The following is a 22337-nucleotide window of genomic DNA, read 5'->3' on the forward strand; positions in this document are numbered from 1 at the left end:
GGCAACATGTGCTTTCTCAGCTAAAAACTTCTCGACACCCAAACTGGTGCTTACGTTGACCTATAACATATTCTGCGGCCATCTGTATTTGAAATACGCGAAATATGGAACATTGCCTTTCGACATAACCCTGAGAAGCATAGAGCTAAGATGGCTGTCGCTATTCATCCCGTTAGCGTTCGCGCTTCTGTTACCTACTCCACGAATAAAGACAGGCACCGGATAGGATTAACGAAAACTTACAACAGCCTCTCTTTTCACGGGATGACGATCAATGAATGAAACAGCCATATACGCTATATTCCTGGCTTGCGGGATAGCGTTTTACCTGCCTGCACTGTGCACGCGGTATGCATGGTCAGGAGAAAACTTCACGCCTACCAAATATTGGATAAACATGATTTACAATATATTCTTTGCCTATCAACACATGCGCGTCATCGACCAGAACAGCCTCCCCTTTTACGGAGAGCAGGACAGCTCGATTATAATACTGTTTTCACTGGTAATGATTGTGGCTCATGCCTGCGCCCACACCGTCACATGGGATATCAAACCTTGGTTCTCAAGAAAGACAAGGTACTAACAGACGTATCGGCTTCCATTACGAAGTGAATAAACTCAACTTCAGCACTCACTGGCGAATGGGTCAGTTCAGTTGATGATTGGCGTTTAGGAAACCGCATCGCCGGCAAGCCGCCTCTTATCAAACAACCTGTAAACCACTGAAGGAGCGCGTTTTTTTTGTAGGAGCGCGCTTGCCCGCGATTGCGTCGTGTCAGTCGCTGATTTCTGTTGTAAGAACCTATCGTCGGATTGCCGCCCAGACCAAGCGCGCTCCTACAGTTCGTTGTTTGCCGCGCGACAGCGCTACGTCGAAGACGTAGTGAGGCCTCCCACAGTCCGGTGCTTGCAGAAAAATGCGGTGGGCACTCTCGCTCACTGTGCAAGACTCCCCACCCAACACCTTCATTCGGACTACCGACTAAACCGCTCCGCCAGACTGTGCAGATACTCCGCCATGCCTTCAAGCTCGCTGCTGATCTGCGAACCTTGTTGAGCCTGGCCCGCGCTCTGATCGCAGAGTTGGGCGATGCGGGTGATTTGCTGGCTGATGTTTTCTGCCACGTGGCTTTGTTCTTCGGAGGCGGATGCCATTTGCTGGCTCATGCCGGTGATGCGGGTAACGGACTGGCTGATGCCGTCGAGCGCCTTTTGCACGGCTTCGACGCTGGCGACGCTTTCCTGTGAGATCTGCTCGCCCTTGCTGGCGGTCTGCACGGCGCGGGAGGCGCCGTCGCGCAGGGTGGTGATGATCTGCTGGATCTGTTCGGTCGAGGACTGGGTGCGTGAGGCCAGCGAACGAACCTCGTCGGCGACCACGGCAAAGCCACGGCCCTGCTCGCCCGCACGTGCTGCCTCGATGGCGGCGTTGAGCGCCAGCAGGTTGGTCTGCTGGGCGATGGAAGTGATGACGTCCACCACACTGCCGATGGACTGTGTCGCATCGGCAAGGTCACCGACGGCCTGACCGATCTCGGTTACAGAGTTGGCCATGTGACGGATCGCCAGCAGGCTTTCGTCCGCCAGTCCACGCCCCTGCTGGGCGAGTTTGTCGGCTTCTTCGGCGGCGTGGGCGGTGTTCTGTACGTTGTGCGTGACTTCCTGAATGGTCGCGGCCATCTGGTTGATCGCGGTGGCGGACTGATCTGCTTCGCTGCGTTGTTGATCGAGCGATTCAGCCTGCCGAACCGACAACTGCGCCGATTGCCCAGCGTGCTGTCTGACGCTCTCGCCTGTGTCGACAAGGCGAGTCAAGGCGGCCTGCAGTCGGGCTTCCTCGCTGAGCATTGCCAGATCGAGCTGGCCTTGCGGGCCTCGGTTGTCGCTGTAGGTCAACGCAACCAAGGCACTGGTGAACGCCTTGGGGTGCTCTTCCAGCGTTTTGCGCAGGCTGTTGCGGTGACGGATTTCGAGAAAGCTGCCTAACGCGAGCAGCACGACGAGAATCATGACGAACGAGGCCTGATCGTCCAGCAGGTACACACCGCCAATCAACGCCAGCGTGCAAAGAATCATCGGCAATTGGCGAACGAGGTGATAAGCCGCAGCGCTGGCTTTGGAAACAGCCGACTTGCCAGCACGCAGGCGCGCATAGAGCGCTTCGGCGCGGCGCACCTGGTCGCGGGTCGGCAGGGAGCGGACAGATTCGTAACCCACGATGCGGCCGTTTTCGTACACCGCAGTGACGTAGGCGCTGACCCAGTAATAGTCGCCCTGCTTGGAGCGGTTCTTGACCACGCCCATCCAGGGTTTGCCCTGTTTGATGGTTTCCCACATGTGGGCAAATACTGATACGGGCATGTCGGGGTGGCGCACAAGGTTGTGCGGCTGCCCGATCAGTTCTTCACGCGTGAAACCGCTAAGCGACACGAACGCATCGTTGCAGTAGGTGATGTGGCTGTTGAGGTCCGTCGTGGAAATGAGACGCTCAGACGCTGGAAAGGTCCGTTCTGTCTGGGTAACGGGCAAGTTGACACGCATTGAACATCCACTCCCTGGTAAATGCGAAATATCCTGGGGCACGCCTTGAAGGTGTAGCACACACCCACCAAGGCACAACCGATAGTACAGCGTCCCTGTATCGTCCGGCGGGACGAGGTCTTGAGTGGACGGGCGGTTTGGCGCGCTTTACTTGGCGGCCTCGTTCTCTGCACCATGCCGCCCTTGAATCGATTACTCGTGTATTGGAGGCTTCCATGGCGCGCAAGACTCAGCCTCCCCTGCAGGCTTTCATTGGCGCGATACGCGAGCTGGGCAAGGCAGCGGCGGCGATTATCGGTCGCCGCAAGCCGGACGCGGGCAATGAAAAACGGGACGAGCCTGATCTTAAGGCTGCACCACTCGACGTCAGCGAACAGCCTGCTAACACCAGAGCAAAGCCTCGCAAGCGAAAGTCCAGACCGACAACGCCAAAACCCGAAACAAAACCCGCCACGCCCAACTGCCCACACTGCAAAAAGCCCATGGTCATCAAATTGGCGCGCACTGGAAAGAACGCCGGTGACTTCTGGGGGTGCGTGGCGTACCCGAAATGCCGCGGTATTCGGCCGATTTTTAGGAAGGAATGAGGGCGTGGGAACGATCATCAAGTCTGGCTCAACGATGATCGTGCCCATCGCGTGGGCATGCATCCCGTGACGCTCTGCGTCACAAATGGCACAGACTGCGGATTCAGTTAGCCGAGCGCATGACGTGGATAACGCTGGAGCCTGGCAACGCATCTGCGCCACATTTTAGAGCGGACGCGGAGCGTCCTGAGAGGCGTTACCACGCTGGAGCGTGGGAACGATCATCAATCGTTATACACAAATCCGGCTCACCACTGATCGTGCCCATCGCTCCGCGTGGGGATGCATCCCGTGACGCTCTGCGTCACAAATGGCACTGACTGCGGATTCAGTTAGCTGAGCGCATGACGTGGATAACGCTGGAGCTTGGCCAAGCATATGCGCCACATTCCAGAGCGTCCGGTCTTGAATGCGCCTCGTGCCTCAATGGCACTTTTTCCTGTCTGCCTGCTCGTATCCCTCAGGCACAATGCTGTCCATCCAATATCAGGCAATCAGGGAGTTCCTATGCCGTCGTTCAGTTTCAAGGCAATCGTGGTGTGCATGGCGTTGGTCGGCACGCTGGGGATGGTCAACGCTCAGGCGGCGTCCAAGACGCAGGCTGCTGCGCCAGCAACGGCGACAACCCAGAAGGCTTCGCTGCTCGGCGGCAAGCTGGCGTTCACGCTGCCTGCGGGTTTCGTGCAGGGCGACATGCCCGAGATCGACGAAAAAGCCAAGGCTCAAGGCGTGACAGGCTCTCTGTACACCAACGCAGCCGAGAAGCGTGTGGTCATCGCGACAGAGACACCGCTGCCGGCAGGCGTTGAGGTCGGTGACAACGACAGCGTGGTGCTCGACGGTCTGGTCGCTGGCACCATGGCTCAACAGGGCGCGGGCTACAAGGACTTCAAGAAGCTGGGTGAGAAGAAGATCGTCAAGAAGAACGGTCTCGGCATCCGTCAGGTGGACACCTCGGCCACCATGAGCGACACCAAGGTGTTGAGCACGACGATCATGGCGGCCTCAGGCAAACGCGCGGCGGTTCTGAATGTGGTCTCCAACGCCAAAGACCCCAAGCAGCACGCCGCACTGGTGAAGGCCGTCATCGGCCAATAACCCGCAGCCCCGTCACTCCACCCGCAAGGCGCCTGACAGCAACGCCACCAGACCCTGCACCTTGGGCAGCGATTCACGGCTGCGCGGCCAGGCCAGGTGCAGGGCCAGGCCGTCAGTGGCCAGATGAGGAAGGATTTCCACCAGTTCGCCACGCTGCAACTGGTCCTTGATCAGCCAGGTCGCCAGTTGCGCGATGCCGCAGCCCGACGTCACGGCAGCGACCTGAGCTTCCCCGTTGCCCACCACGATACGGGCTTCCACCGCCCGTGTTTCAGGCTGACCCTGCGCGTCAACGAACAGCCAAGGACTGACAGTGCCATCGCCCCGACCAAACAGGATGCACGCATGGTCGACCAGATCCTCGAAAGTACGCGGCATGCCGTGGCGTTGCAGATAAGCAGGCGCGGCGCAGAAGATCACCCGTTCGGTCCCCAGGCTGCGATGCGCAAGCCCTGCAGGCCAGATCGACGGGCCACCGATGCGCACCGCAAGGTCGATGCCCTCCTCCAGAATGTCGACGAAGCGGTCGGTGAACGTGACATGCGGACGCAGTTTGGGATGACTTTCGGCAAATGCCAGAATCTGCGGCAGTACGTGCAGTCGGCCAAAGGTGGCGGGCAGGTCGATGCGCAACTGACCGGCCGGCTCGGAGCGCTGCGCCGCCAGGGCGGTTTCCGCTTCTTCCAGTTCGGCCAGCATGCGCGTGCAGACAGCGTGGTAGGTCGCGCCCTCCTCGGTCAGCGCCAGGCTTCGGGTCGTGCGCTCGAACAAACGCATGCCCAGACGGCTTTCCAGACGCGCCACACTCTTACTGACGGCCGAGTTGGTCAGGCTCAGGCGCTCGGCGGCGGCCGTGAAGCTGCCTGCGTTGGCAACGGCGACAAACGTTTCAATGCCTTTGAGACGATCCGTAGAAAGCATGGATGCTGACCATTAGTGAATTTAATTCCGTAATGTACGGAAAATTCGCCACAGATAGGAAATGGTTTCTGAAATATGCTGGCACGCTATTTTCTATCGGGTTTGTGTCATGTCGTCTCAAGAAACCACATCCGCCGCCGCGAGCGAACGCTCGACCGGGGCCGGTCTGTCCATCGCCATTCTGGCCTTGGCCGGATTTGTGATCGTCACCACTGAATTTCTCATCATCGGTCTGCTGCCCGCACTGGCTCGGGATCTGGGCATTTCGATCTCCAACGCCGGGCTGTTGGTCACCCTGTTCGCCTTCACGGTAATGCTGTTCGGCCCACCACTGACGGCGATGCTATCGCACCTGGATCGCAAGCGAACGTTCATCGTCATTCTGCTGATCTTCGCCGCCTCCAGTGCACTGGCGGCAGTGTCGAGCAACATCTGGGTGCTGGCGCTGGCGCGCTTCATTCCGGCGTTGGCGTTACCGGTTTTCTGGGGTACGGCCAGTGAGACCGCTGGGCTGATGGCAGGCCCCAAACAGGCGGGCAAGGCCGTTGCTCAGGTGTATCTGGGCATCTCGGCGGCCATGCTGTTCGGCATTCCGCTGGGCACGGTGTTTGCCGACGCAGTGGGCTGGCGTGGCGCGTTCTGGGCACTGACGGCACTGTCTGTTTTGATGGCGGTGCTGCTTGCCTTCTCGATGCCAAAGATGGCACCCACTGAGAAAGTCGGGCTGGCTCAACAGGCCAGAATCCTGCGCGACCCGCATTTCATTGCCAACCTGCTGCTGTCGATTCTGTTGTTCACCGCGATGTTCGGCGCTTACACCTACCTGGCTGACACGCTTGAGCGGATCGCAGGGATCGAGTCGGCGCAGGTGGGCTGGTGGCTGATGGGCTTTGGTGCAGTCGGCCTGATCGGCAACGCACTGGGCGGCCGCTTCGTGGATCGCAGCCCGCTGGGTGCGACCATCGCTTTTGCGCTGTTGCTGGCGCTGGGCATGACGGCAAGTGTGCCGGCCGCAGGATCACTGCCATTGCTGGCCGTGGTGTTGGCGGTATGGGGCATTGCGCACACCGCGCTGTTCCCCATCTGCCAGATCCGGGTCATGAAAGCCGCACCGCAGGCTCAGGCGCTCGCTGGCACATTGAACGTGTCGGCCGCCAATGCAGGCATTGGGCTGGGGTCGATCATTGGTGGCGTCACCATTGAATACCTGGGCCTTGAAGCCGTCGGCTATGTCGCTGCCGTTGTTGCCGTGCTGGCCATCGCGCTTGCCTGGCTGACAATGGCACGCAAAGCCCGCCCCTCCGGGTCAGCCGTTCCCGCGTAACCCACTCGCCTCGGGACCGTTTGTCGAGCACGCCGGCAAGCGGCCCCACTGGCTTGGCCGTTCTTTTGAAGGTCTCAGCTGCGCTTCTCCATCCAAATCGTCTTCGATGCGACCGTTAATGGCAGCAGCAGGCGTTGATGTGCATGAATAATGGCAAAATGCTCTTCCCATGGCATTTGTGACACGCCAAACTCTACCCTTTCGGTCAAGGATGAAGGTTTCTGACCGGTTCAATCAGATTCCGGTAAGCGTTATGAACCGATTTCAAGGCAAAGGACTGGCATTCGCCAAGCGAATCTATGCGCCACGAACGGTCGGCGTCAGCGTGGGCTTTCTCACCGTCGCAGCCTCCCTGTTTCACCTGAATGCCGCGCCATGGCTTTGGGCATTGGCATTTTTCAATGCGCTGATATGGCCCCACGTTGCCTACTACCTGGCCAGAACATCCAGGCAGCCCTACCAGGCGGAATGGCGCAACCTGCTGACCGACTCGTTCTGCGGCGGCTTCTGGATCGGTGCAATGGGGTTCAGTGTGCTGCCCGCGATCACTGTGGTCGCGATGATGGCCATGCACAACATCGCAGCGGCCGGCCCACGCCTCATGTTCAGCGGCTTCGTCGCCCAAGCGGCAGGCATCATGGTTTCACTGCTGGTGCTGGATCCGGTGATCAATCTGGAAAGCACTCCGATGCAGATGTATGCCTGCCTTCCGGTGCTGGTGATCTACCCGATCTTCATCGGCTGGATGAGTCATCAGGTCACGCTCAAGCTGCGTGAACACAGGAACATACTGCACAGGCTCAGCCGCACCGACAGCCTGACCGGGCTACTCAACCATGGCGCCTGGAAGGAACTGCTTGATCTCGAGTTTGCAAAAAGCCGAAGCCTGAATCAGGAATGCGTGGTCGCGCTATTCGATATCGATTTCTTCAAGACGATCAACGACACCTACGGCCATCTGGTGGGCGACACCGTGCTGCAGAGCATCAGCCAGGCGATGGTGGACAACCTGCGCAAGAACGACGTGACGGGACGCTGCGGCGGCGATGAGTTCTGCGTGATCCTGCCGGGCGCCAACACTGCGCAAGCCCGCAAAGTGCTTGAAAAGCTGCGGCTGGCCATCGATGAACTCACCTACTCCCTGCACGAAGATTTGAAGGTCAGCCTCAGCATCGGCGTTGCGGCTTATAACCACGGCCTGAACGACACATCAGCCTGGCTTCACGAAGCCGACAAAGCCCTCTACCTCGCCAAGAGCACAGGCCGCAATCGTGTGGTCATTGCGGATGACATTAGCGCCGACTGTCAGGACATGAGCGTTCAGACGTAGCGAGTCAGCGCTTGTCTCCGAACAAAAGCGCAAACAGAGACTTGAAGCTTGTGACGTTCATCGCTTTGAACAATGCCGACCGCATGTCGTCACGCAGGGATTCGACGGTGACAGGCTTGGGTTTGGTGGTTTTCTTCGCGGCCGACTGAGTGCCCTGATCATTTTGGACGTTGTCTTTATCATCGCCATATTTTTCTTTGGAGAGCGTTCTGACATAGTTGTTTTTAAGGTACTCGTGCCTTGCAAACCTGGGCGTCAAGGGCTGCGACTCATCTTTTCGATTGGAAAATCGATTGATGACCTGTTCCATGAAATCAAAATCGTTGTGGTTGATAGCACCGTAATCCTTGTCGGTCATAAAGCGAACGAAGCCGTGATCCAGACGCGTCGTTTTCAATGCATCACTTTCCAGGATCCGTTTAGCGGAAGCCGCATCCTTATCGGTAAAGCTGAGATAGAGCTTATGCCCTTCGCCGTCATAGCTGTGCCCCGTATTTTCGCGCATCATTATTCTGCCGTTGTCTGACTCGCGGTAGGACGCGAGTCTAAACCCCAAGTCATCAACATACTTCAAATCAGCACCCTGTTCCTGCGCCCACTCGTACACGTCCCCAAGCAATTGCCTGTCGTTATCCGTTAGGAAATCGACTCTACAACCCAATGCCCCACGTTCCATCTGTACAAATACAGGCAAAGCACGATTCGGGTCGGTTATATGAAATAATCTTTGCCGTAAAAGCGCTTCGCCGCTGATAGAAACGGTTGGACGTTGGACGGGCGGTTTTTCGTGAGTGCTTGCTGAAATGACTGCGCCTGCCGACTGGCTGTTTTGAGCGTTCCGTTTATCAAGTTGCATGATGGCGATTCGTGATTCGATATCCTGACTGACAACTCTCATTAATGGCTCCCTTGCTCACGCTTTGGTACTTACGGGCGAATAAAAAAAACACAACGCGTTAAACCGACATCAGCTGACAGCGCGCTGAAGTTCAGGCAAATGATCCAGCAGCCACTGCGGTTCACGGGTTTCTAAAATCACGCTGATCGGTTGTTCCAGTTCCAGTTTGCCGTAGAGCGATTCCTCATGATCCAGATGCGCTTGTTGAGCACTGCGGTAGTCCAGCGGGTAAATGCTTTTCTCGATAGGCAGCAGACGGTCGAAATGCTCCAGCAGCCCGTGAAAGACAATTCGCCGCTCGACCGTGTTTCGCGTGGTGGCGATGAGGCTGGCGAAGTACTCGCTGTCACCCTGCTTGAGTGCTTCGGCTGCGGCGTAGCGTTCAACCAGCGTGTAAAGCCCGGTGTCGTCGAACACGACACAACACAGATATTCCCGAGGCTTGCGGTAGAACGGATTATCGGACGGTGGACGACGGCAGAACTCGCCCAGAGCGAACATCACTGCCTGCTCGGCGAGCGACTTGCGCTTTCTGTCGTGCAGGCGCTCCAGGTCCTGGAACACCGGAGCTTGCCGTGCCTGCTCTCGAACCTGCCGGGAGAGTCCGGCAAACTGGCCCGCAGGCCCGAGCAGCATGGCCTGTTGTTGGGCAAGGGCGGCTCGTGAAAGGAGCGACTGGCGCGCGGCCAGTTGCTGGAAGTCCGTCATCGGGTTGATATAAGTACGGTGCGTATCCGGCCGCAATGACTGATCGGAAAGGGAATCCTGCTGAACAAGACAAACAGTCACGTGTTGCTCCTTTTGTTGTTTATTGTGCAGTGGCGCCAAACAGTGATGTTCAGCGTATTGATCGGCCCTTGATAAAACTCGACCCCGGCGTATTCTCTGACGCGGCAGCCAAGACCACAGTGCCAGCAGTAAGAACACAAGCCTGCTCCTGCCGCCCCGCAAGAACAGACACGCGTTAAAACACTTATCTCGATAACCCCTATTCTGGCCAAGTCATCTCGACAAACAATCCGATAGATGTAGGGGGCTGCGGGGTTTGCCGGGAGTCAGCAGAAAAGACATACAGCGCGCCATGAGTTCAGCACGCGTTCTGGCCTGATTCTTTCGAAGCAGTGAAGACACATGATCACGCACGGTATAGCCGCTGATGCAGAGCTGCTGTGCAATTTCCTTGTTGGTACATCCTTGAAGCAAAAGCGCCAGGACTTCCTGTTCTCGAAGAGTCGCCCACATGGTATTCCCTCTTGTTGTCACTATGCCCACGGATGAACGTGTAAGATGCTTCCTACAACTGCCATCCACGACCTCAAGAGCAAATCGGCTTTGATGCCGTTTTGTTTAGCGTTATTTTTTATATTGGAAATTCCAGGAAAGTTCCTACACAGAACTCGGAAACGCTTTAACAACTAATCAAACAAATACTACAAACACCATTGATCACGCACCTGCCAACCCGACAAATCAGGTTGTCAGCAGGTGCAAGACGAAATTGCGAATTGACAATTACGATCATTTTTTACAACTGAGTCAGCCCCGTCAGGCAATACATTCTTGAAAGCATGTATTGCCTGAATTCATCCGTTCAAGCGGGGGGAGGCAGGTTGTCGATGAACTCGAACCGACCGATGGATACAAGCCGGGCTGCTAACTGGCCCGGCCCATCACCACGTCATCGACCTGCACGCCCCTGCGCAGGCCAAACACCACGGCCGTTAGCAGACCGGTCATGCCCATCACGACGGCGTAAAGAACGCAGACCCAGACGTTCCAGGGCATCAGCGCGATCAGCAGCAGCGGCGTGGTACTGGCCCAGAACGCATAGGCGATGTTGTACGTGAAGGAGATGCCCGACACGCGGATGTTGGCCGGGAACAGCCCCACCATGACCGAAGGCACCACACCCACGATTCCGCAGGCCAGACCTGCAATGGCGTAGGCCACGCTGAGCGGCAGCCACTGCTCGATCAGGCTGGCGTATAGCACGCCGATGCCCAGCGGCAGCAACAGGCTGTAAAGCATGACGCCGCGCCAAGCGCCGATCCGGTCGACCAACATGCCGGCCAGCACACAGCCGATGTTCAAAAACACGATACCGGCGGCGCTCAGGGCAAACGTCTGGCTGGCCGAGATGCCGAAGCGCTGCTGCATGACTGTTGGTGTGATGACCACCAGTACGACAACAGCCGAGGTGAGTACGAACGTCAGCAAGGCGGCGGGCAGCAGTGAGGCACGGTGATCTTTCAGGACCTGTTTCAGCGGCAGGCCTTGCAGCCCCTCGCGCTGGGCATGCAGGGCCATGAACACCGGCGTTTCGCTCAGCCAGCGACGCAGCCAGACGCCCACCACGCCGAACACACCGCCGAGCAGAAACGGAATGCGCCAGGCCCAGTCGAGAATCTCTGCCGAGCTGTAGACACGGGCCAGCCAGGTCGCGGTCAGGGCTCCCAGCAGGTAGCCGAAGGTCAGACCGGCCTGCAGCACGCCCAGAGCGTAACCGCGATGGCCATTCGGGGCGTGCTCTGCAACGAATACCCAGGCGCTCGGCACTTCGCCGCCGACCGCTGCGCCCTGAAGAATGCGCAGGGCCAACAGCACCAACGGCGCCCAATAGCCGATCTGGGCGTAGGTGGGCATGATGCCGATCAGCAGACAGGGCAAGGCCATCATCAGGATGCTGAGGCTGAACACGCGTTTGCGTCCCAGACGGTCGGCAAAATGCGCCATCAGAATCCCGCCCAGCGGACGTGCCAGATAGCCAGTCACGAAGATACCGAAGCTCTGCAGCAGGCGCAGCCACTCGGGCATTTCAGGCGGGAAGAACAGTTGGCTGAGGGTCAGCGCGAAGAATACGAAGATGATGAAATCGTAGATTTCCAGCGCCCCGCCCAGCGCTGCAAGACCCAGAGTCTTGTAGTCACCACGGCTGAAAGGCGCTTGAGGTGGTCGAACGATGGCCGTCATGAAGCCCCCGATACATGGCTGAAAAGCGCGTCCCGCGCTCGCTGGGCGCGAAGAATAGCAAAGCTTGGATCCGGCTGTGGGGTTTGGAGACGGTGTACTTATCGCGGGCAGACTGGTCCCTGCCTGCTGCGCTGCCCTTCGAATGTGACGCAGAGCGCCACAAATGGCACAGATTGCGGATTCAGTGAGCCGAGCGCATGACGTGGATAACGCTGGAGCTTGTCCACGCATCTGCGCCACATTCGAAAGCGGACGCGGAGCGTCCTGAGCGGCATTCCCACGCGGAGCGTAGGAACGATCAGCATGATCTCAAGCACGCCGATCATGCCCATGCTTGTGCTCAGCGTTATACCCGAGTCTTGCTGCGACCACGGACTGTGGGAGGCGGCTTGCCGGCGATGCATTCCCTAACGCGACATATCAGCGACTGAACTGACGCCATCGCCGGCAAGCCGCCTCCCACAGGTTTTTCAGATCACTGATCGTTCCCATGCTCCAGCGTGGGAATGCCGCTCAGGACGCTCCGCGTCCGCTGTCAGCCGCCACTCAGAAGTTGACTGAAGCCGAGAGTCTGGCGGTTCTGGGGGCGCCCATGAACAGGTAGTCGTCGCCCAGGTATTCGCCAGCGTCGCGCCAGTAGCGCTTGTCGAACAAGTTGTCGACGGTCAGGCGCAGGACCGTGTCGTATCCGCCGATGTTCGTGCTGTAGCGGCTGCCGACGTTGAACAGCGCGTAGTCATTGACCTGCACCGAGCCTTCGCGGTCGGCCATTTTGCTGGCGCTGTACTGCACGCCACCGAGCAACGCCAGGCCACGAATCGGCAAGCTGTAGTCGGCCTGCAGGCTGCCACGGTATTTGGGCACGTTGAGCGCCTGATGGCCTTCGTAAGCCTCGGTGCCGCTGCCTTCGACCCGCGCCCGAATCGCTGCGGCGCTGGCGGAAATCTGCAGACGCTCCGTCACCCAGCCGCTGGCACCCAACTCAAGACCGGTGTTCTTCTGCTCGCCCTGCTGTACGTAGGTAAAGGTGCCGTCATCGTTGGGTCTGGAATACTGATAGGCCTGACGCGCCTGGAACAGCGCGGCGGTGAAGCTCATGCGCTGCCAGTCGTACTTGATCCCGGCTTCCAGTTGTCGCGACACGGTCGGGGCGAGAATTTCGCTGGCGTTGGTGGTGAACCACGCCGCCGTCCCACCCAGCGAAAGCCCTTTGCTGTAGCTGGTGTAGAGCGACAGGTTGTCCACCGGCTTGTAAATCAGCGCAGCCTGAGGCAGAAACACCCAGCGCTCGGTGTGGCGCGCATCGCTGCCGTCCTCGGCGTACGCCTGCTCGTCGAGACGCACCTGGCGCCCGCCCAGCACCGTTTGCCACCGCTCGTTGAAGCTGATGCGGTCGGTGACGAACAGCCCGTACTGGCGGCTGTCGAGACGACGCTCGGTGTGCGGCAATGGCAAGTCGGAGGGCGAAACCGTTTCAGGCGCTTCGTTGATATTGCCGGAGCCGACAAACTCGTTGAAGGTGCCTCGCGTGTCGACCGTACGACGGTAGGCGCTGGTGCCGAAGGTCAGCTCATGACTGAGCGGGCCGGTAGTGAAAACGCCGGACATGGCCGCCTCGACCTCATCGTTGCGCCGCGTGTCGTCAGGGCTGCGAAAGTCATAGATGTCATACCCGCCTTCGGCACTGAAATGATTGGGCACCGCTTCTGCCGCGCAACTGGCCGAACCGTAGCAGCCCCAGGCGAACGCGCTGTAGTCGTCGATCACCACACGACTGCGGGAGGCGCTGAGGCTGCCCTTCCAACTGTCATTGAAGCGATACTCGAAGCGGCCGTTCATGTTCAGGGAGTCGATCCCGACGGGATTGGACCAGCTCTGATAACCCAGCAGTTTGCGCGGCGAAGCATCGTGCGGCAGGGTCGTGCCGCCGAGCAATTGGTAGCCGGGCACGGAACGCTGCTCTTTGGTCTGGTACTCGACGTCCAGCTGCAGCAAGGCGCGGTCGCTGATGTTCCAGTCGAACGCCAGGGACGCGAAATCCCGCTGGCCATCGGCATGCTCGACGTAGGAGCGAATGTCTTCATGCGCCAGATTGGCACGCAGGCCGAACTGTTGCTCGCTGCCAAACCAGCCGCCCACATCAGTGGCAATGTAGCGCTCGCCATGCTCGTTGGTGGACACCGTGACCGAGCGCACGTCCTCCGCGCGCTTGGTCTGGTAATTGATCACACCACCCGGCTCCGACACGCCACTCTGCAGGCCCGACAAGCCCTTGAGCAATTCGACCTGCTGCTTGTTTTCCAGCGCCACATTCTGCTCGCCGGTGATGCTGCGGCCATTGATGCGATAGCTGTTGGCAGCGTTGAGCGAGAAACCGCGCACCACGAAGTTCTCGTAGTAGCCGACCGGGGCATAGCTTTCGCCGACAGAGGCATCGTTGCGCAGCACCTCGCTGAGCAGTCTGGCCTGGCGATCCTCGATCAGCGCAGCAGTGAATACCGATACCGATGCGGGCGTGTCGAGCAACGTCGCCTGGTCGTAACCTGCAATGGAGGCCCGCGCCGCTTTATAGTCGCCGACACTTTCTTCGCGGGTGCCCGAGACATTAACGGCTTCCAGATTGACCGGCTCGACCGCCAGCACCGGCGAAGCGACGGCCATGCCCAAAGGCAACAAGCTAGACGCAAGGCGCGCGGCAGGTCGGTGGGGCGTACTCATTGTCGGACTCCAGAAGATCAGGCGCCTGGACAGACGCGAAGCACCTTCCGGCAGGGGGCAACCTTTTACGTTCACCGCCGGTTTTTTTCAACCCTTGCGTGCACGTCATTCTGTAGACGAATCGAGTGAGCACACTTTACTCACCCCGCTGATTCGAAATAACCGGACACAACGGTTTATTAAGCGTGAATTAAGTCAGCGTGGATAATCTGAATTCAACAAAGCCGCTGAACGATTCAGCGAGCCAGTAATCCATTACAACAGATCAATCAGAAGGAATACTCTTATGAAACTTATCTCTGCCCTCTTCGCTGCTGCTGCCCTGACTGTTGCTGCCGGTGCCGCCCACGCTGATGTTCGTCCTGATCAAATTGCCGGCCTGCAGAAATCCGGTGCGATCGGTGATCTGGAACAGTTCAACAAGCAAGCGCAAGCCAAGCACCCAGGCTTTGAGATTCACGACACTGAACTCGATAAGGATGTTGGCGGCAACTACATCTACCAGATCGAACTCAAGGACGCCAAGGGCGTTGAGTGGAACTACGACGTGAACGCCAAGACCGGCGCCGTTGTACGTGACGAACAGGATCGTTAATCCTGCTGTCGGGCGCTGAGCCGTTCAGCGCTTGATTACCGATTAAAAAATTCCCACTTTGCGTGGGAATTTTTTGTGCGTTGTATAAGGGGGTAGCTTATTCGGCCAGGCCGACTTTCAATAACTGCCCCTTGCTGTCATCCGTCAGCAGATACAAGTAACCATCCGGTCCCTGACGCACATCGCGAATACGTTGCTTCATGTCTTTCAACAGACGTTCTTCCTGAACGATCTTGTCGCCTTCAAACTTCAAGCGAATCAGCTCTTCAGTGGCCAGCGCGCCGATGAACAGGTTGTGGTCCCACTTCTTGAAGCGACCATCGTCGTAAAAAGCCATGCCGCTGACGCCCGGTGAAACTTCCCAGACCTGAAACGGCACTTTCGTGCCTTCGACAAACTTGCCCTGGGCTTCCGGAATCGGCTCACCCGAATAGTTGATGCCATGCGTCGCGATCGGCCAGCCATAGTTCTGACCACGCTCGATGATGTTTACTTCGTCGCCCCCCTTGGGACCGTGCTCGTTGGTCCACAAGGTGCCAGACCATGGGTTCAGCGCAGCACCCTGCTGATTGCGATGGCCGTAGGACCAGATTTCCGGACGCACGTTTTTCTGGCCAACAAACGGGTTGTCCTTGGGCACGTTGCCGTCAGGGAAGATACGCACGATCTTGCCCTGCAACTTGTCCAGGTCCTGCGCCGTTGCGCGTTCGTTGTTCTCGCCCAGCGCGATGAACAGGTAACCGTCGCGGTCAAACACCATGCGCGAACCAAAGTGATTGCCGACCGACAGCTTGGGCTCCTGACGGAAAATCACTTCAAAATCTTCCAGTCTGGTCATGTCCGCCGACAACCGCCCGCGCCCTGCGGCAGTGCCTGCGGTGTCGCCTTCGGCGGCAGTCTTGCCACTGCCTTCGGAGTACGTCAGGTAGACCATGCGGTCCTTGGCGAAGTCAGGCGAAAGCACCACGTCCAGCAGACCGCCCTGCTTTCTGGCCCAGACTTGCGGCACGCCGGAAATCGGCGCGGATAGCTTACCGTCCGCAGACACCAGGCGCAGATTGCCCGAGCGCTCGGTCACCAGAATGCCTTTCCTGTCCGGCAGAAACGCCAGTGCCCATGGGTAGTTCAAGCCCTCGGCGAGTGGCGTTACGGTCACGGTGCCGAGGTCACTTTTGTAATTCTCGGTGGGAGCAGCACCCGCAGACAGCGGCAGGCTCAACACGGCAGTGGCACACAGTGTCGCAAACAGGGTTTTTCTGAACATGAGCGATTCCTTATGCATTGATTGGATGTCCTGCCTCACGGCCCGAACATGACGTCACTGATTACGCTGTGAATCACGATTCTGCGTGGAGGGCCGCTGGGGTGTCTGACGGTTTGGATAGCCATTGCCGATGCCGCCGTTTTCCAGCGTGGGCTTGCGCACCGGCGGCGCGATGTTGGGCGCACGTGAAGGTGGGACACTCGATTCGGTGCCCTGGCGGCTATTGGGATTGGCGCGGTGGATCGGGCTGTTGTAAGGGTTGCTGCTGGCGCCGTTATTCAGCGTGCTGTTTGGCAGGTTCTGTGCCTGTACAGCGCTTACTGTGGATAACACGCATAGCGCACCCCACATCAGTTTGCGCACGAAACTGTTCATCACTTACCTCTTATGGGTTTGCGTCGAGAACGGTGAAGACTCAGGCCTTTGATGGCAATCAAGGCTTCAGGTTCGGCCCGGCAGTGGCGATGAGCAAGTAAAGCGGCGGAGGAGTTTGTAACAAGGATGGTCAGTGCGGCACGAAAACGTATCCGCACATGACCTGGCGGCGCTTATCGGGCGCTCACGATGGACGACGATGAAGCCGAGACCAGCGGCATGCTGAACGTGAATGTCGTACCGCGCTCGCGTGTCGAACACACTTGGAGCGTGCCGCCATGCGCGAGAGCAATCTGGCTGGCGATGTAAAGCCCCAGACCGAGGCCGGCCTGAGGTTCGTCCGTCACGGGCCGTGAGTAAGGCTGGAACAGCTGATTCAGAACCGGCTCGGGGATGGGCGCGCCCTGGTTGGTCACGCTGAGCAGGAACGAGCCACCCTCGACCAGCGCCAAGACATCGACCGGGCTTTGCGCATCGCCGTGGCTGATCGCGTTGGACACCAGATTGGACAACAGCTGCGCAATCCGCTCGTGGTCGCAGCGGATGTGTTTCAGCAGACCGATCCGGGAACGAATCAGCCTTGTGGGATGCACACGCTGAATCTCGGAAACCACGTGCTCAAGGGTGGCATCCAGGCCCTGCGCATCATGAATGCTCAGCGGAATGCCATGCCCCAGGCGACCCCGGGCGAAGTCGAGTACATCGTCCACCAGCTGCGAGGCACGCTTGCCGGAGGTCAGGATGTGATGAACGATCTGCTGCGCCTTGTCGTCCAGCGGACGGCGCAACAGCAATTCGGCACTGGCGTTGATGGCGAACAGCGGATTGCGCAGGTCATGCCCGAGCACGGCGATGAACTGTTCGCGCAACTCCGAGACTTCACGCTCGGCCAGCAGATCGGCCTGCACCTGCTGCATGTTGTCCTCGGCTTCAATCTGCAACGCCAGCAGCCGGGCGAATGACTCCATCATGGCCAGTATTGGTGTGCCGGTCAGAGTGGCGGGCTTGGGGTCCAGCGCGCAGATGGTGCCGAAGAACGAGCCGTCGGCAAGAAAGATCGGGACAGAGATGTAGCTTTCGAAGTTGTACAGGCGCGGTGTGTGGTGGGCGCAGAACTTCGCGTCTTCTGCCACGTGATCAATCACTACAGGCTGGTGTGAAGAACTGATTTCATGGCAGATGGTGCTCGTCAATTCAAGCTCGCCGCCCGCCTCCAGACCGAAGTCAAGGTTGTCCAGAACGGCGCAGGCGGTCCAGGACGTTTGTGTGACGCGCGCAACGGCTGCAAACCCGAGACCGGTCGATTCGGTCACGACTTGCAGAATGGCGGGAACAGCGCTGATCCGACCGATTGTGGCTACATCATTTGCAATGGATTGCCGCATGTCAGACCTGTAACGAAGCTTTGATGTGCTGTGCATGACGAAACATTTTAGACGCGCAGACCGTTTTGTATATCAATGTCTGCGCAACCTTAACGTTTAGTTCCGCGCCTGTACCGTTCTTCCAGACGGGACGCGCTGCACATGAAAATATTCAACTCATATGAATATTGCTATCTATCCATTTGAATTGATTTTGGCGAGGTAGGCAATATTCTCCACACAACAAAAATTCAAGCTGCGGGACGTGGAAGTGTCGCCGTGAAGGTGGTGCCCTCTTCAACCGATGACCGAACACTGATATCACCCAGATGCGCCCGCACAATCTCACGGACGATGAACAGACCCAGTCCGACGGTTCGGGTTTCATCACTGTCGCTGACCAAACGCACGGCCGGTTCATACAGGCTATCGACCTTCTCCATTGGAATCGGCTCGCCACGGTTGTGCACCGATACCTTGATCACGTTCGCCTCGAATGCCGAAGTGATGACGATCTCGCTGTCCGGTGTGCCATAGGTGACCGCGTTGCTGACCAGGTTACCGACCAGTTGCAGGAGGCGGTCCGGGTCAGCGATGCAAGCGCCCTCTCCTTCCATGCGATGAATCAGCGTATTTGCGGTGAAGGTGAGTCGCAATTCCTCGACGCCCCTGGCCACCGTGGCGTGCAGATCGATCGGCTGCATCGAGAGATTGATGCCCTGGCCTACGCGGGCCTGCGTGAAGTCCAGCAGATCGACAATCATGCGCTCGGCGCGGTCGGTGGAATGATGGATCTGGCCGAGGAAACGCTGCTGGCGAGGCTCCAGCAGACTGCGCTCCAGCAAGCCGGCCGCCATCTTGATCGCGGCCAATGGGTTGCGCAGGTCATGGCTGACGATGCCCACCATCTGTTCGGCAAAAATCGCGCGGATTTCCGCCTCGGCATGTGCCAGGCGCAGGCGGTTACGGGCCGAGGTCAACTCACTCTGAACTGACATCTGATGCTGCAACAGCTCCTCAGCCATCTTGCGCGCCGCCAGCAGTTCGCGTTCGTACTTGTTACGTTCCTCAGCGAGAAACACCGCCAGTTCATGCAACACACCCGCCGGATACTCGCGGCGTACCGCGTTGAGCATCATGGGAATGGAACGACCGTCGGCGTGAGTGATCTCGACTTTGACTTCGGCAATCGAGCCCTGCGTCTGCAGCAGAGGCGCCCAGTGAGTCTGCAGAAAGACCCTGCCGGCCATGTTCAGCAGATCCTGAAAACGACGCCCCAGCACTGCCTCGCGCTCAAGGCCCAGCCACAGACAGAACGTCTGGTTGACCCGCTCGATCGTGCCGTCGGGTTGCGTGATCAAAAGTCCGCAAGGCGCGTGTTCGTAAAGTGCTTCGGTTGCAGGCAGGCCTGTTTCTTCAATGACCATGCGGGGCGCTTCCAAAGGAATCGAGGAACAGGTTCATGGCATCGATACACGCCTGCGGCGCGCTCATGTGCGGGTAATGCCCCACGTTGTGGATCATGTGCAGGGTGCTGTCCGCGATCACGCGATGCAGGTATTCGCCGACCTGAACCGGCACGACCAGATCGTCACTGCTTTGCAGAATGAGTGTTTTGGCATTGAACAGAGCGACATCGGCGCGATGGTCGGAAAGAAATGTCACACGGGCAAACTGCTTGGCGATGTCGGCATTGGTGCGGCAGAAACTATCAACCAGCTCCACACCCAGCTCCGGTCGGTCGGACGCGCCCATCAGCGTGGGCGCCATGGTGCTGGACCAGCCCAGGTAATTGCTTTCCAGGGTTTCCAGCAACGAATCCACATCAGTGCGCGTGAAGCCGCCCACATAATCCCCGTCGTTCAGATAATGCGGAGACGGGCCGACCATCACGTGGCCCGCAAAACGGCCAGGCGACTGGAGCTCGGCAAGCACGGCGACCATGCAACTGACCGAATGGCCGACGTGAATGATCGGCCCGGAACCGCCGAATTCATCGACCAGTTCCAGCAGGTCCGTGGCGTAACCCTTGAGCGTTGCGTACTTGTGCGGGTAGTAGGCGGAGGTGTCCGACTGCCCGCTGCCGACCAGATCGAAGAGCACAACTCTGTAATGCTCTGCAAAATGAGGCGACATGAAGCGCCACATGTTCTGATCGCAACCAAAACCGTGGGCAAAAATCAGCGTGGTCGGTCCTTCGCCCATGACTTTGACATTGTTACGCTGTTGGACCGACATAACGGGCTCCAGAAAACGGGCGCGCATCCTTCACGGCGCGCGTACAGCCAATACGATATGGCGAGATTATCATCGTTACAGGCAATCTAGTGGCACAAACCGAATTTATGATGAACGATGGGAAAGACAGCGCTGAGAAAGTCTGGGCCAGAGCGGAGCAGTTTCCTCACTTTGCTTCATCTGCATGATTCGTCGAGGGGCGAAAACGGTCGTGGGAGCGGACCGGGCGGCGTTCCGTTTGTCCGCGAAAGCAGGTGACGCCGACGAAGATGCAGCGTCTGAAACATGGTATTCGCGGACAAGTCCGCTCCCACTTTCGGATACCGCGTTCATTCAGGTCGATTTGTGTATAACGATGAGCGCGGAGCATGGGCACGATCGGTGTGCTTGAAACCAATGATCGTTCCTACGCTCTGCGTGGGAATGCCTCCCAGGACGCTCCGCGTCCGCTCTCGAATCTGACGCCAAGCTCTGCAGGGACTTCCAGGTTTGGATTACGCGGGCATCAGCTTCTTACTCGCCGATATCCTCGTTCCACAGTTCAGGTCTGTGGCCGATGAAGCGGTGCATCATGTGTTCGCAGGTCTCGTCGTTGAGCACTTCGATTTCCACGCCGCGCGAGCGCAGCAGTTCTTCTTCGCCCATGAACGTGCGGTTTTCGCCGACGATCACCTTGCGAATGCCGTACAGCAGAATCGCGCCGCTGCACATGGCGCAGGGTGAAAGTGTGGTGTACAGCACAGCCTCGCGGTAGACGCTGGCGGGCTGGCGTCCGGCATTTTCCAGAGCGTCCATTTCGCCATGCTTGATTGCGCTGCTTTCCTGCACCCTGCGATTATGGCCGCGACCAATGATCTTGCCGTCGTGGACAATCACCGAGCCGATAGGAATACCGCCCTCTTCGAGACTTTGCATGGCCTCGTCTATTGCAGCCTGCATGAACGGATCCATATCCATGATGTTGCCTCGCTTTCGTTGAGTGTCACTGTTTCAAAATATTCTGGGCATTGCCCAGTGCCCTGCTGACGTAACGCTCCAACAATGCCGATGAGCTGGCTTTCATTTCGGCGCTGACCTGCGTGTTTCTGGCCCTGAATTTGTTCACCACCGAAGACGAGCCGTCGCCCTGACTGAGCGAACGCAATTCTTCGGCCGAAAAAGAATGCGCATACGCCGTCGCCAGATGGCGGTCCCATTCAGCCTGATAGTCCGGTTGCAGACGTTGCAGCTCGCGCTGCACCAGTTCCTGCGCCTCCGTCTTGCCGACCGTTTCAACGATGCTGGCAAAGGTCGTCGTCCGCGATGCGACCTGATAACCCAGCCACGCCAGACCGTCCCCCAGCTTTCGCTCCTGCACGAAGGTCAGAGCGGTATCGTCAACCTCATCGGCAGCCACCTGCCTTGAAACGTCAAGCAACAGACAGGCCAGTAATGCCAGACCGGTCCTGAGCGCAACCTGCAATCCCTGCCGGCTCTCAGTCATTCGTCCCTCCCCACGCGTGAATCAGTGCAGTGTGGGACGTTAACAGCTCATATCGCCCTTGCCACAACCGACGTCGCATACCGCACACCTGTGGCGCTCTCAGCAATGTCTCGCCCGCCACTGCTCCAGTGTGAGGCGGTAAACGCGCACGCCCAGTCGGTGGTACTGGCTGTGGATGTAGTCGCTGAAACCGGTTTTCTGCAAAACCCTGACCGACGCAGTGTTCTGCGGCTGAACGATGGCAATGACCGAGGCAAGCTGCAGGGTTTCAAATCCATGTCGCAAGGTCGCAAGCGCTGCCTCGCTGGCCAGTCCTCGGCCCCAATGTGACGGCGCGAGTCGATAGCCGATCTCTACTTCCATCACATTATCGACCTGCTCGGCGTTCAGGCCGCAGAACCCGATCAACCGGTTCGTCTCGACCTCGATGACAGCCTGCGGAGCAAAACCGTCGGCACTGTAAGCGTGCATACAGTTACGCACGAATTCGCCCGTGGCCCGCTCACTGAGCACACCGCGTACGGAATAGCGCATGACCTGCGGGTCGCCGAGTATCCCTGCCAGCGCAGGCACGTCGGCGACCTCGAAGTCGCGCAACACCAGTCGGTCGGTCTGCGTCGTGTTCATC

Annotated in this window: 19 protein-coding genes and 2 pseudogenes; 5 read left to right on the forward strand and 16 right to left on the reverse strand. The window is 58.4% G+C overall.

The annotated features are described in order from the left end of the window. Positions 1-978: 978 nt before the first annotated feature. On the reverse strand, positions 979-2013 hold the full coding sequence (locus AC0IXS_RS07220; protein WP_412778835.1) for a methyl-accepting chemotaxis protein: 1035 nt from the start codon (positions 2011-2013) through the stop codon (positions 979-981). A gap of 249 nt (positions 2014-2262) precedes the next feature. Next, positions 2263-2544: pseudogene (locus AC0IXS_RS07225) on the reverse strand (PAS domain-containing protein); the annotation flags it as partial. Between the two features lie 215 nt (positions 2545-2759). Between AC0IXS_RS07225 and AC0IXS_RS07230 the strand changes: the two are divergent. After that, entirely contained in the window at positions 2760-3131 is a 372-nt protein-coding gene (locus AC0IXS_RS07230; RefSeq protein WP_122667718.1) for a topoisomerase DNA-binding C4 zinc finger domain-containing protein, read from the forward strand. 507 nt (positions 3132-3638) lie between these two features. Then, positions 3639-4229 carry a DcrB/PsbP domain-containing protein gene (locus AC0IXS_RS07235; RefSeq protein WP_057410446.1) on the forward strand — a complete coding sequence of 197 codons (591 nt, stop codon included), beginning with the start codon at positions 3639-3641 and terminating at the stop codon, positions 4227-4229. A gap of 12 nt (positions 4230-4241) precedes the next feature. Here the strand turns inward: AC0IXS_RS07235 and AC0IXS_RS07240 are convergent, their stop codons facing one another. Next, positions 4242-5150: a LysR family transcriptional regulator gene (locus AC0IXS_RS07240; RefSeq protein WP_057410447.1), complete on the reverse strand. Its 909-nt coding sequence runs from the start codon at positions 5148-5150 to the stop codon at positions 4242-4244. A 109-nt stretch (positions 5151-5259) separates the two neighbouring features. Between AC0IXS_RS07240 and AC0IXS_RS07245 the strand changes: the two genes are divergently transcribed. Then, complete coding sequence (locus AC0IXS_RS07245) at positions 5260-6474, forward strand: MFS transporter (protein ID WP_471824223.1); 1215 nt, start codon at positions 5260-5262, stop codon at positions 6472-6474. Between the two features lie 253 nt (positions 6475-6727). After that, on the forward strand, positions 6728-7804 hold the full coding sequence (locus tag AC0IXS_RS07250) for a diguanylate cyclase (protein WP_471824224.1): 1077 nt from the start codon (positions 6728-6730) through the stop codon (positions 7802-7804). 4 nt (positions 7805-7808) lie between these two features. On the opposite strand, the gene AC0IXS_RS07255 is transcribed toward AC0IXS_RS07250, so the two are convergent. The 5 genes and pseudogenes from AC0IXS_RS07255 to AC0IXS_RS07275 form a co-directional block, all read right to left on the reverse strand. Next, positions 7809-8702 (reverse strand): hypothetical protein, encoded by an 894-nt coding sequence (locus AC0IXS_RS07255; RefSeq protein WP_471824226.1) that lies wholly within the window; start codon positions 8700-8702, stop codon positions 7809-7811. Positions 8703-8771: 69 nt separating this feature from the next. After that, positions 8772-9491, reverse strand: coding sequence for a hypothetical protein (locus AC0IXS_RS07260; RefSeq protein WP_471824228.1), 720 nt, complete (start codon positions 9489-9491; stop codon positions 8772-8774). A gap of 199 nt (positions 9492-9690) precedes the next feature. Further along, positions 9691-9944, reverse strand: a pseudogene (locus AC0IXS_RS07265) (helix-turn-helix domain-containing protein). A gap of 411 nt (positions 9945-10355) precedes the next feature. Continuing rightward, entirely contained in the window at positions 10356-11672 is a 1317-nt protein-coding gene (locus AC0IXS_RS07270; RefSeq protein ID WP_057410451.1) for an MFS transporter, read from the reverse strand. A gap of 546 nt (positions 11673-12218) precedes the next feature. Further along, the gene (locus AC0IXS_RS07275) at positions 12219-14390 is read right to left on the reverse strand and encodes a TonB-dependent siderophore receptor (protein ID WP_137202939.1); all 2172 of its coding nucleotides are present in this window, start codon (positions 14388-14390) and stop codon (positions 12219-12221) included. A gap of 286 nt (positions 14391-14676) precedes the next feature. Here AC0IXS_RS07275 and AC0IXS_RS07280 point away from each other — a divergent pair, with 286 nt between their 5' ends. Continuing rightward, complete coding sequence (locus AC0IXS_RS07280) at positions 14677-14985, forward strand: PepSY domain-containing protein (RefSeq protein ID WP_004888273.1); 309 nt, start codon at positions 14677-14679, stop codon at positions 14983-14985. A gap of 97 nt (positions 14986-15082) precedes the next feature. Here the strand turns inward: AC0IXS_RS07280 and AC0IXS_RS07285 are convergent, their stop codons facing one another. The 8 genes from AC0IXS_RS07285 to AC0IXS_RS07320 all read right to left on the reverse strand — a co-directional run bounded on the left by AC0IXS_RS07285 (position 15083) and on the right by AC0IXS_RS07320 (position 22336). Next, on the reverse strand, positions 15083-16249 hold the full coding sequence (locus tag AC0IXS_RS07285) for a PQQ-dependent sugar dehydrogenase (protein WP_191954968.1): 1167 nt from the start codon (positions 16247-16249) through the stop codon (positions 15083-15085). Between the two features lie 54 nt (positions 16250-16303). Next, positions 16304-16624: a hypothetical protein gene (locus AC0IXS_RS07290; RefSeq protein ID WP_025994748.1), complete on the reverse strand. Its 321-nt coding sequence runs from the start codon at positions 16622-16624 to the stop codon at positions 16304-16306. Between the two features lie 173 nt (positions 16625-16797). Beyond that, complete coding sequence (locus AC0IXS_RS07295) at positions 16798-18009, reverse strand: GAF domain-containing sensor histidine kinase (RefSeq protein ID WP_057408382.1); 1212 nt, start codon at positions 18007-18009, stop codon at positions 16798-16800. A 230-nt stretch (positions 18010-18239) separates the two neighbouring features. Continuing rightward, complete coding sequence (locus AC0IXS_RS07300) at positions 18240-19415, reverse strand: PAS domain-containing sensor histidine kinase (protein WP_058432471.1); 1176 nt, start codon at positions 19413-19415, stop codon at positions 18240-18242. Next, positions 19405-20226: an alpha/beta fold hydrolase gene (locus tag AC0IXS_RS07305; protein WP_057408384.1), complete on the reverse strand. Its 822-nt coding sequence runs from the start codon at positions 20224-20226 to the stop codon at positions 19405-19407. Before AC0IXS_RS07305 ends, AC0IXS_RS07300 begins: the two co-directional genes overlap by 11 nt. 513 nt (positions 20227-20739) lie before the next feature. Then, positions 20740-21177, reverse strand: coding sequence for a nucleoside deaminase (locus AC0IXS_RS07310; RefSeq protein WP_025994752.1), 438 nt, complete (start codon positions 21175-21177; stop codon positions 20740-20742). 31 nt (positions 21178-21208) lie between these two features. Next, entirely contained in the window at positions 21209-21709 is a 501-nt protein-coding gene (locus AC0IXS_RS07315; protein WP_025994753.1) for a hypothetical protein, read from the reverse strand. Positions 21710-21808: 99 nt separating this feature from the next. Continuing rightward, complete coding sequence (locus tag AC0IXS_RS07320; protein ID WP_025994754.1) at positions 21809-22336, reverse strand: GNAT family N-acetyltransferase; 528 nt, start codon at positions 22334-22336, stop codon at positions 21809-21811. Between the last annotated feature and the right edge of the window lies 1 nt (position 22337).

It is taken from the genome of Pseudomonas sp. AC016, assembly GCF_979253365.1.

What these genes read in the sequence shown, in the direction of transcription:
- AC0IXS_RS07290 (WP_025994748.1), bottom strand. Translation starts at nt 16,624, where the DNA reads ATGAACAGTTTCGTGCGCAAACTGATGTGGGGTGCGCTATGCGTGTTA.
- AC0IXS_RS07270 (WP_057410451.1), bottom strand. Translation starts at nt 11,672, where the DNA reads ATGACGGCCATCGTTCGACCACCTCAAGCGCCTTTCAGCCGTGGTGAC.
- AC0IXS_RS07255 (WP_471824226.1), bottom strand. Translation starts at nt 8,702, where the DNA reads ATGAGAGTTGTCAGTCAGGATATCGAATCACGAATCGCCATCATGCAA.
- AC0IXS_RS07285 (WP_191954968.1), bottom strand. Translation starts at nt 16,249, where the DNA reads ATGTTCAGAAAAACCCTGTTTGCGACACTGTGTGCCACTGCCGTGTTG.
- AC0IXS_RS07295 (WP_057408382.1), bottom strand. Translation starts at nt 18,009, where the DNA reads ATGCGGCAATCCATTGCAAATGATGTAGCCACAATCGGTCGGATCAGC.
- AC0IXS_RS07300 (WP_058432471.1), bottom strand. Translation starts at nt 19,415, where the DNA reads ATGGTCATTGAAGAAACAGGCCTGCCTGCAACCGAAGCACTTTACGAA.
- AC0IXS_RS07280 (WP_004888273.1), top strand. Translation starts at nt 14,677, where the DNA reads ATGAAACTTATCTCTGCCCTCTTCGCTGCTGCTGCCCTGACTGTTGCT.
- AC0IXS_RS07275 (WP_137202939.1), bottom strand. Translation starts at nt 14,390, where the DNA reads ATGAGTACGCCCCACCGACCTGCCGCGCGCCTTGCGTCTAGCTTGTTG.
- AC0IXS_RS07320 (WP_025994754.1), bottom strand. Translation starts at nt 22,336, where the DNA reads ATGAACACGACGCAGACCGACCGACTGGTGTTGCGCGACTTCGAGGTC.
- AC0IXS_RS07230 (WP_122667718.1), top strand. Translation starts at nt 2,760, where the DNA reads ATGGCGCGCAAGACTCAGCCTCCCCTGCAGGCTTTCATTGGCGCGATA.
- AC0IXS_RS07220 (WP_412778835.1), bottom strand. Translation starts at nt 2,013, where the DNA reads ATGATTCTCGTCGTGCTGCTCGCGTTAGGCAGCTTTCTCGAAATCCGT.
- AC0IXS_RS07305 (WP_057408384.1), bottom strand. Translation starts at nt 20,226, where the DNA reads ATGTCGGTCCAACAGCGTAACAATGTCAAAGTCATGGGCGAAGGACCG.
- AC0IXS_RS07250 (WP_471824224.1), top strand. Translation starts at nt 6,728, where the DNA reads ATGAACCGATTTCAAGGCAAAGGACTGGCATTCGCCAAGCGAATCTAT.
- AC0IXS_RS07240 (WP_057410447.1), bottom strand. Translation starts at nt 5,150, where the DNA reads ATGCTTTCTACGGATCGTCTCAAAGGCATTGAAACGTTTGTCGCCGTT.
- AC0IXS_RS07235 (WP_057410446.1), top strand. Translation starts at nt 3,639, where the DNA reads ATGCCGTCGTTCAGTTTCAAGGCAATCGTGGTGTGCATGGCGTTGGTC.
- AC0IXS_RS07315 (WP_025994753.1), bottom strand. Translation starts at nt 21,709, where the DNA reads ATGACTGAGAGCCGGCAGGGATTGCAGGTTGCGCTCAGGACCGGTCTG.
- AC0IXS_RS07245 (WP_471824223.1), top strand. Translation starts at nt 5,260, where the DNA reads ATGTCGTCTCAAGAAACCACATCCGCCGCCGCGAGCGAACGCTCGACC.
- AC0IXS_RS07310 (WP_025994752.1), bottom strand. Translation starts at nt 21,177, where the DNA reads ATGGATCCGTTCATGCAGGCTGCAATAGACGAGGCCATGCAAAGTCTC.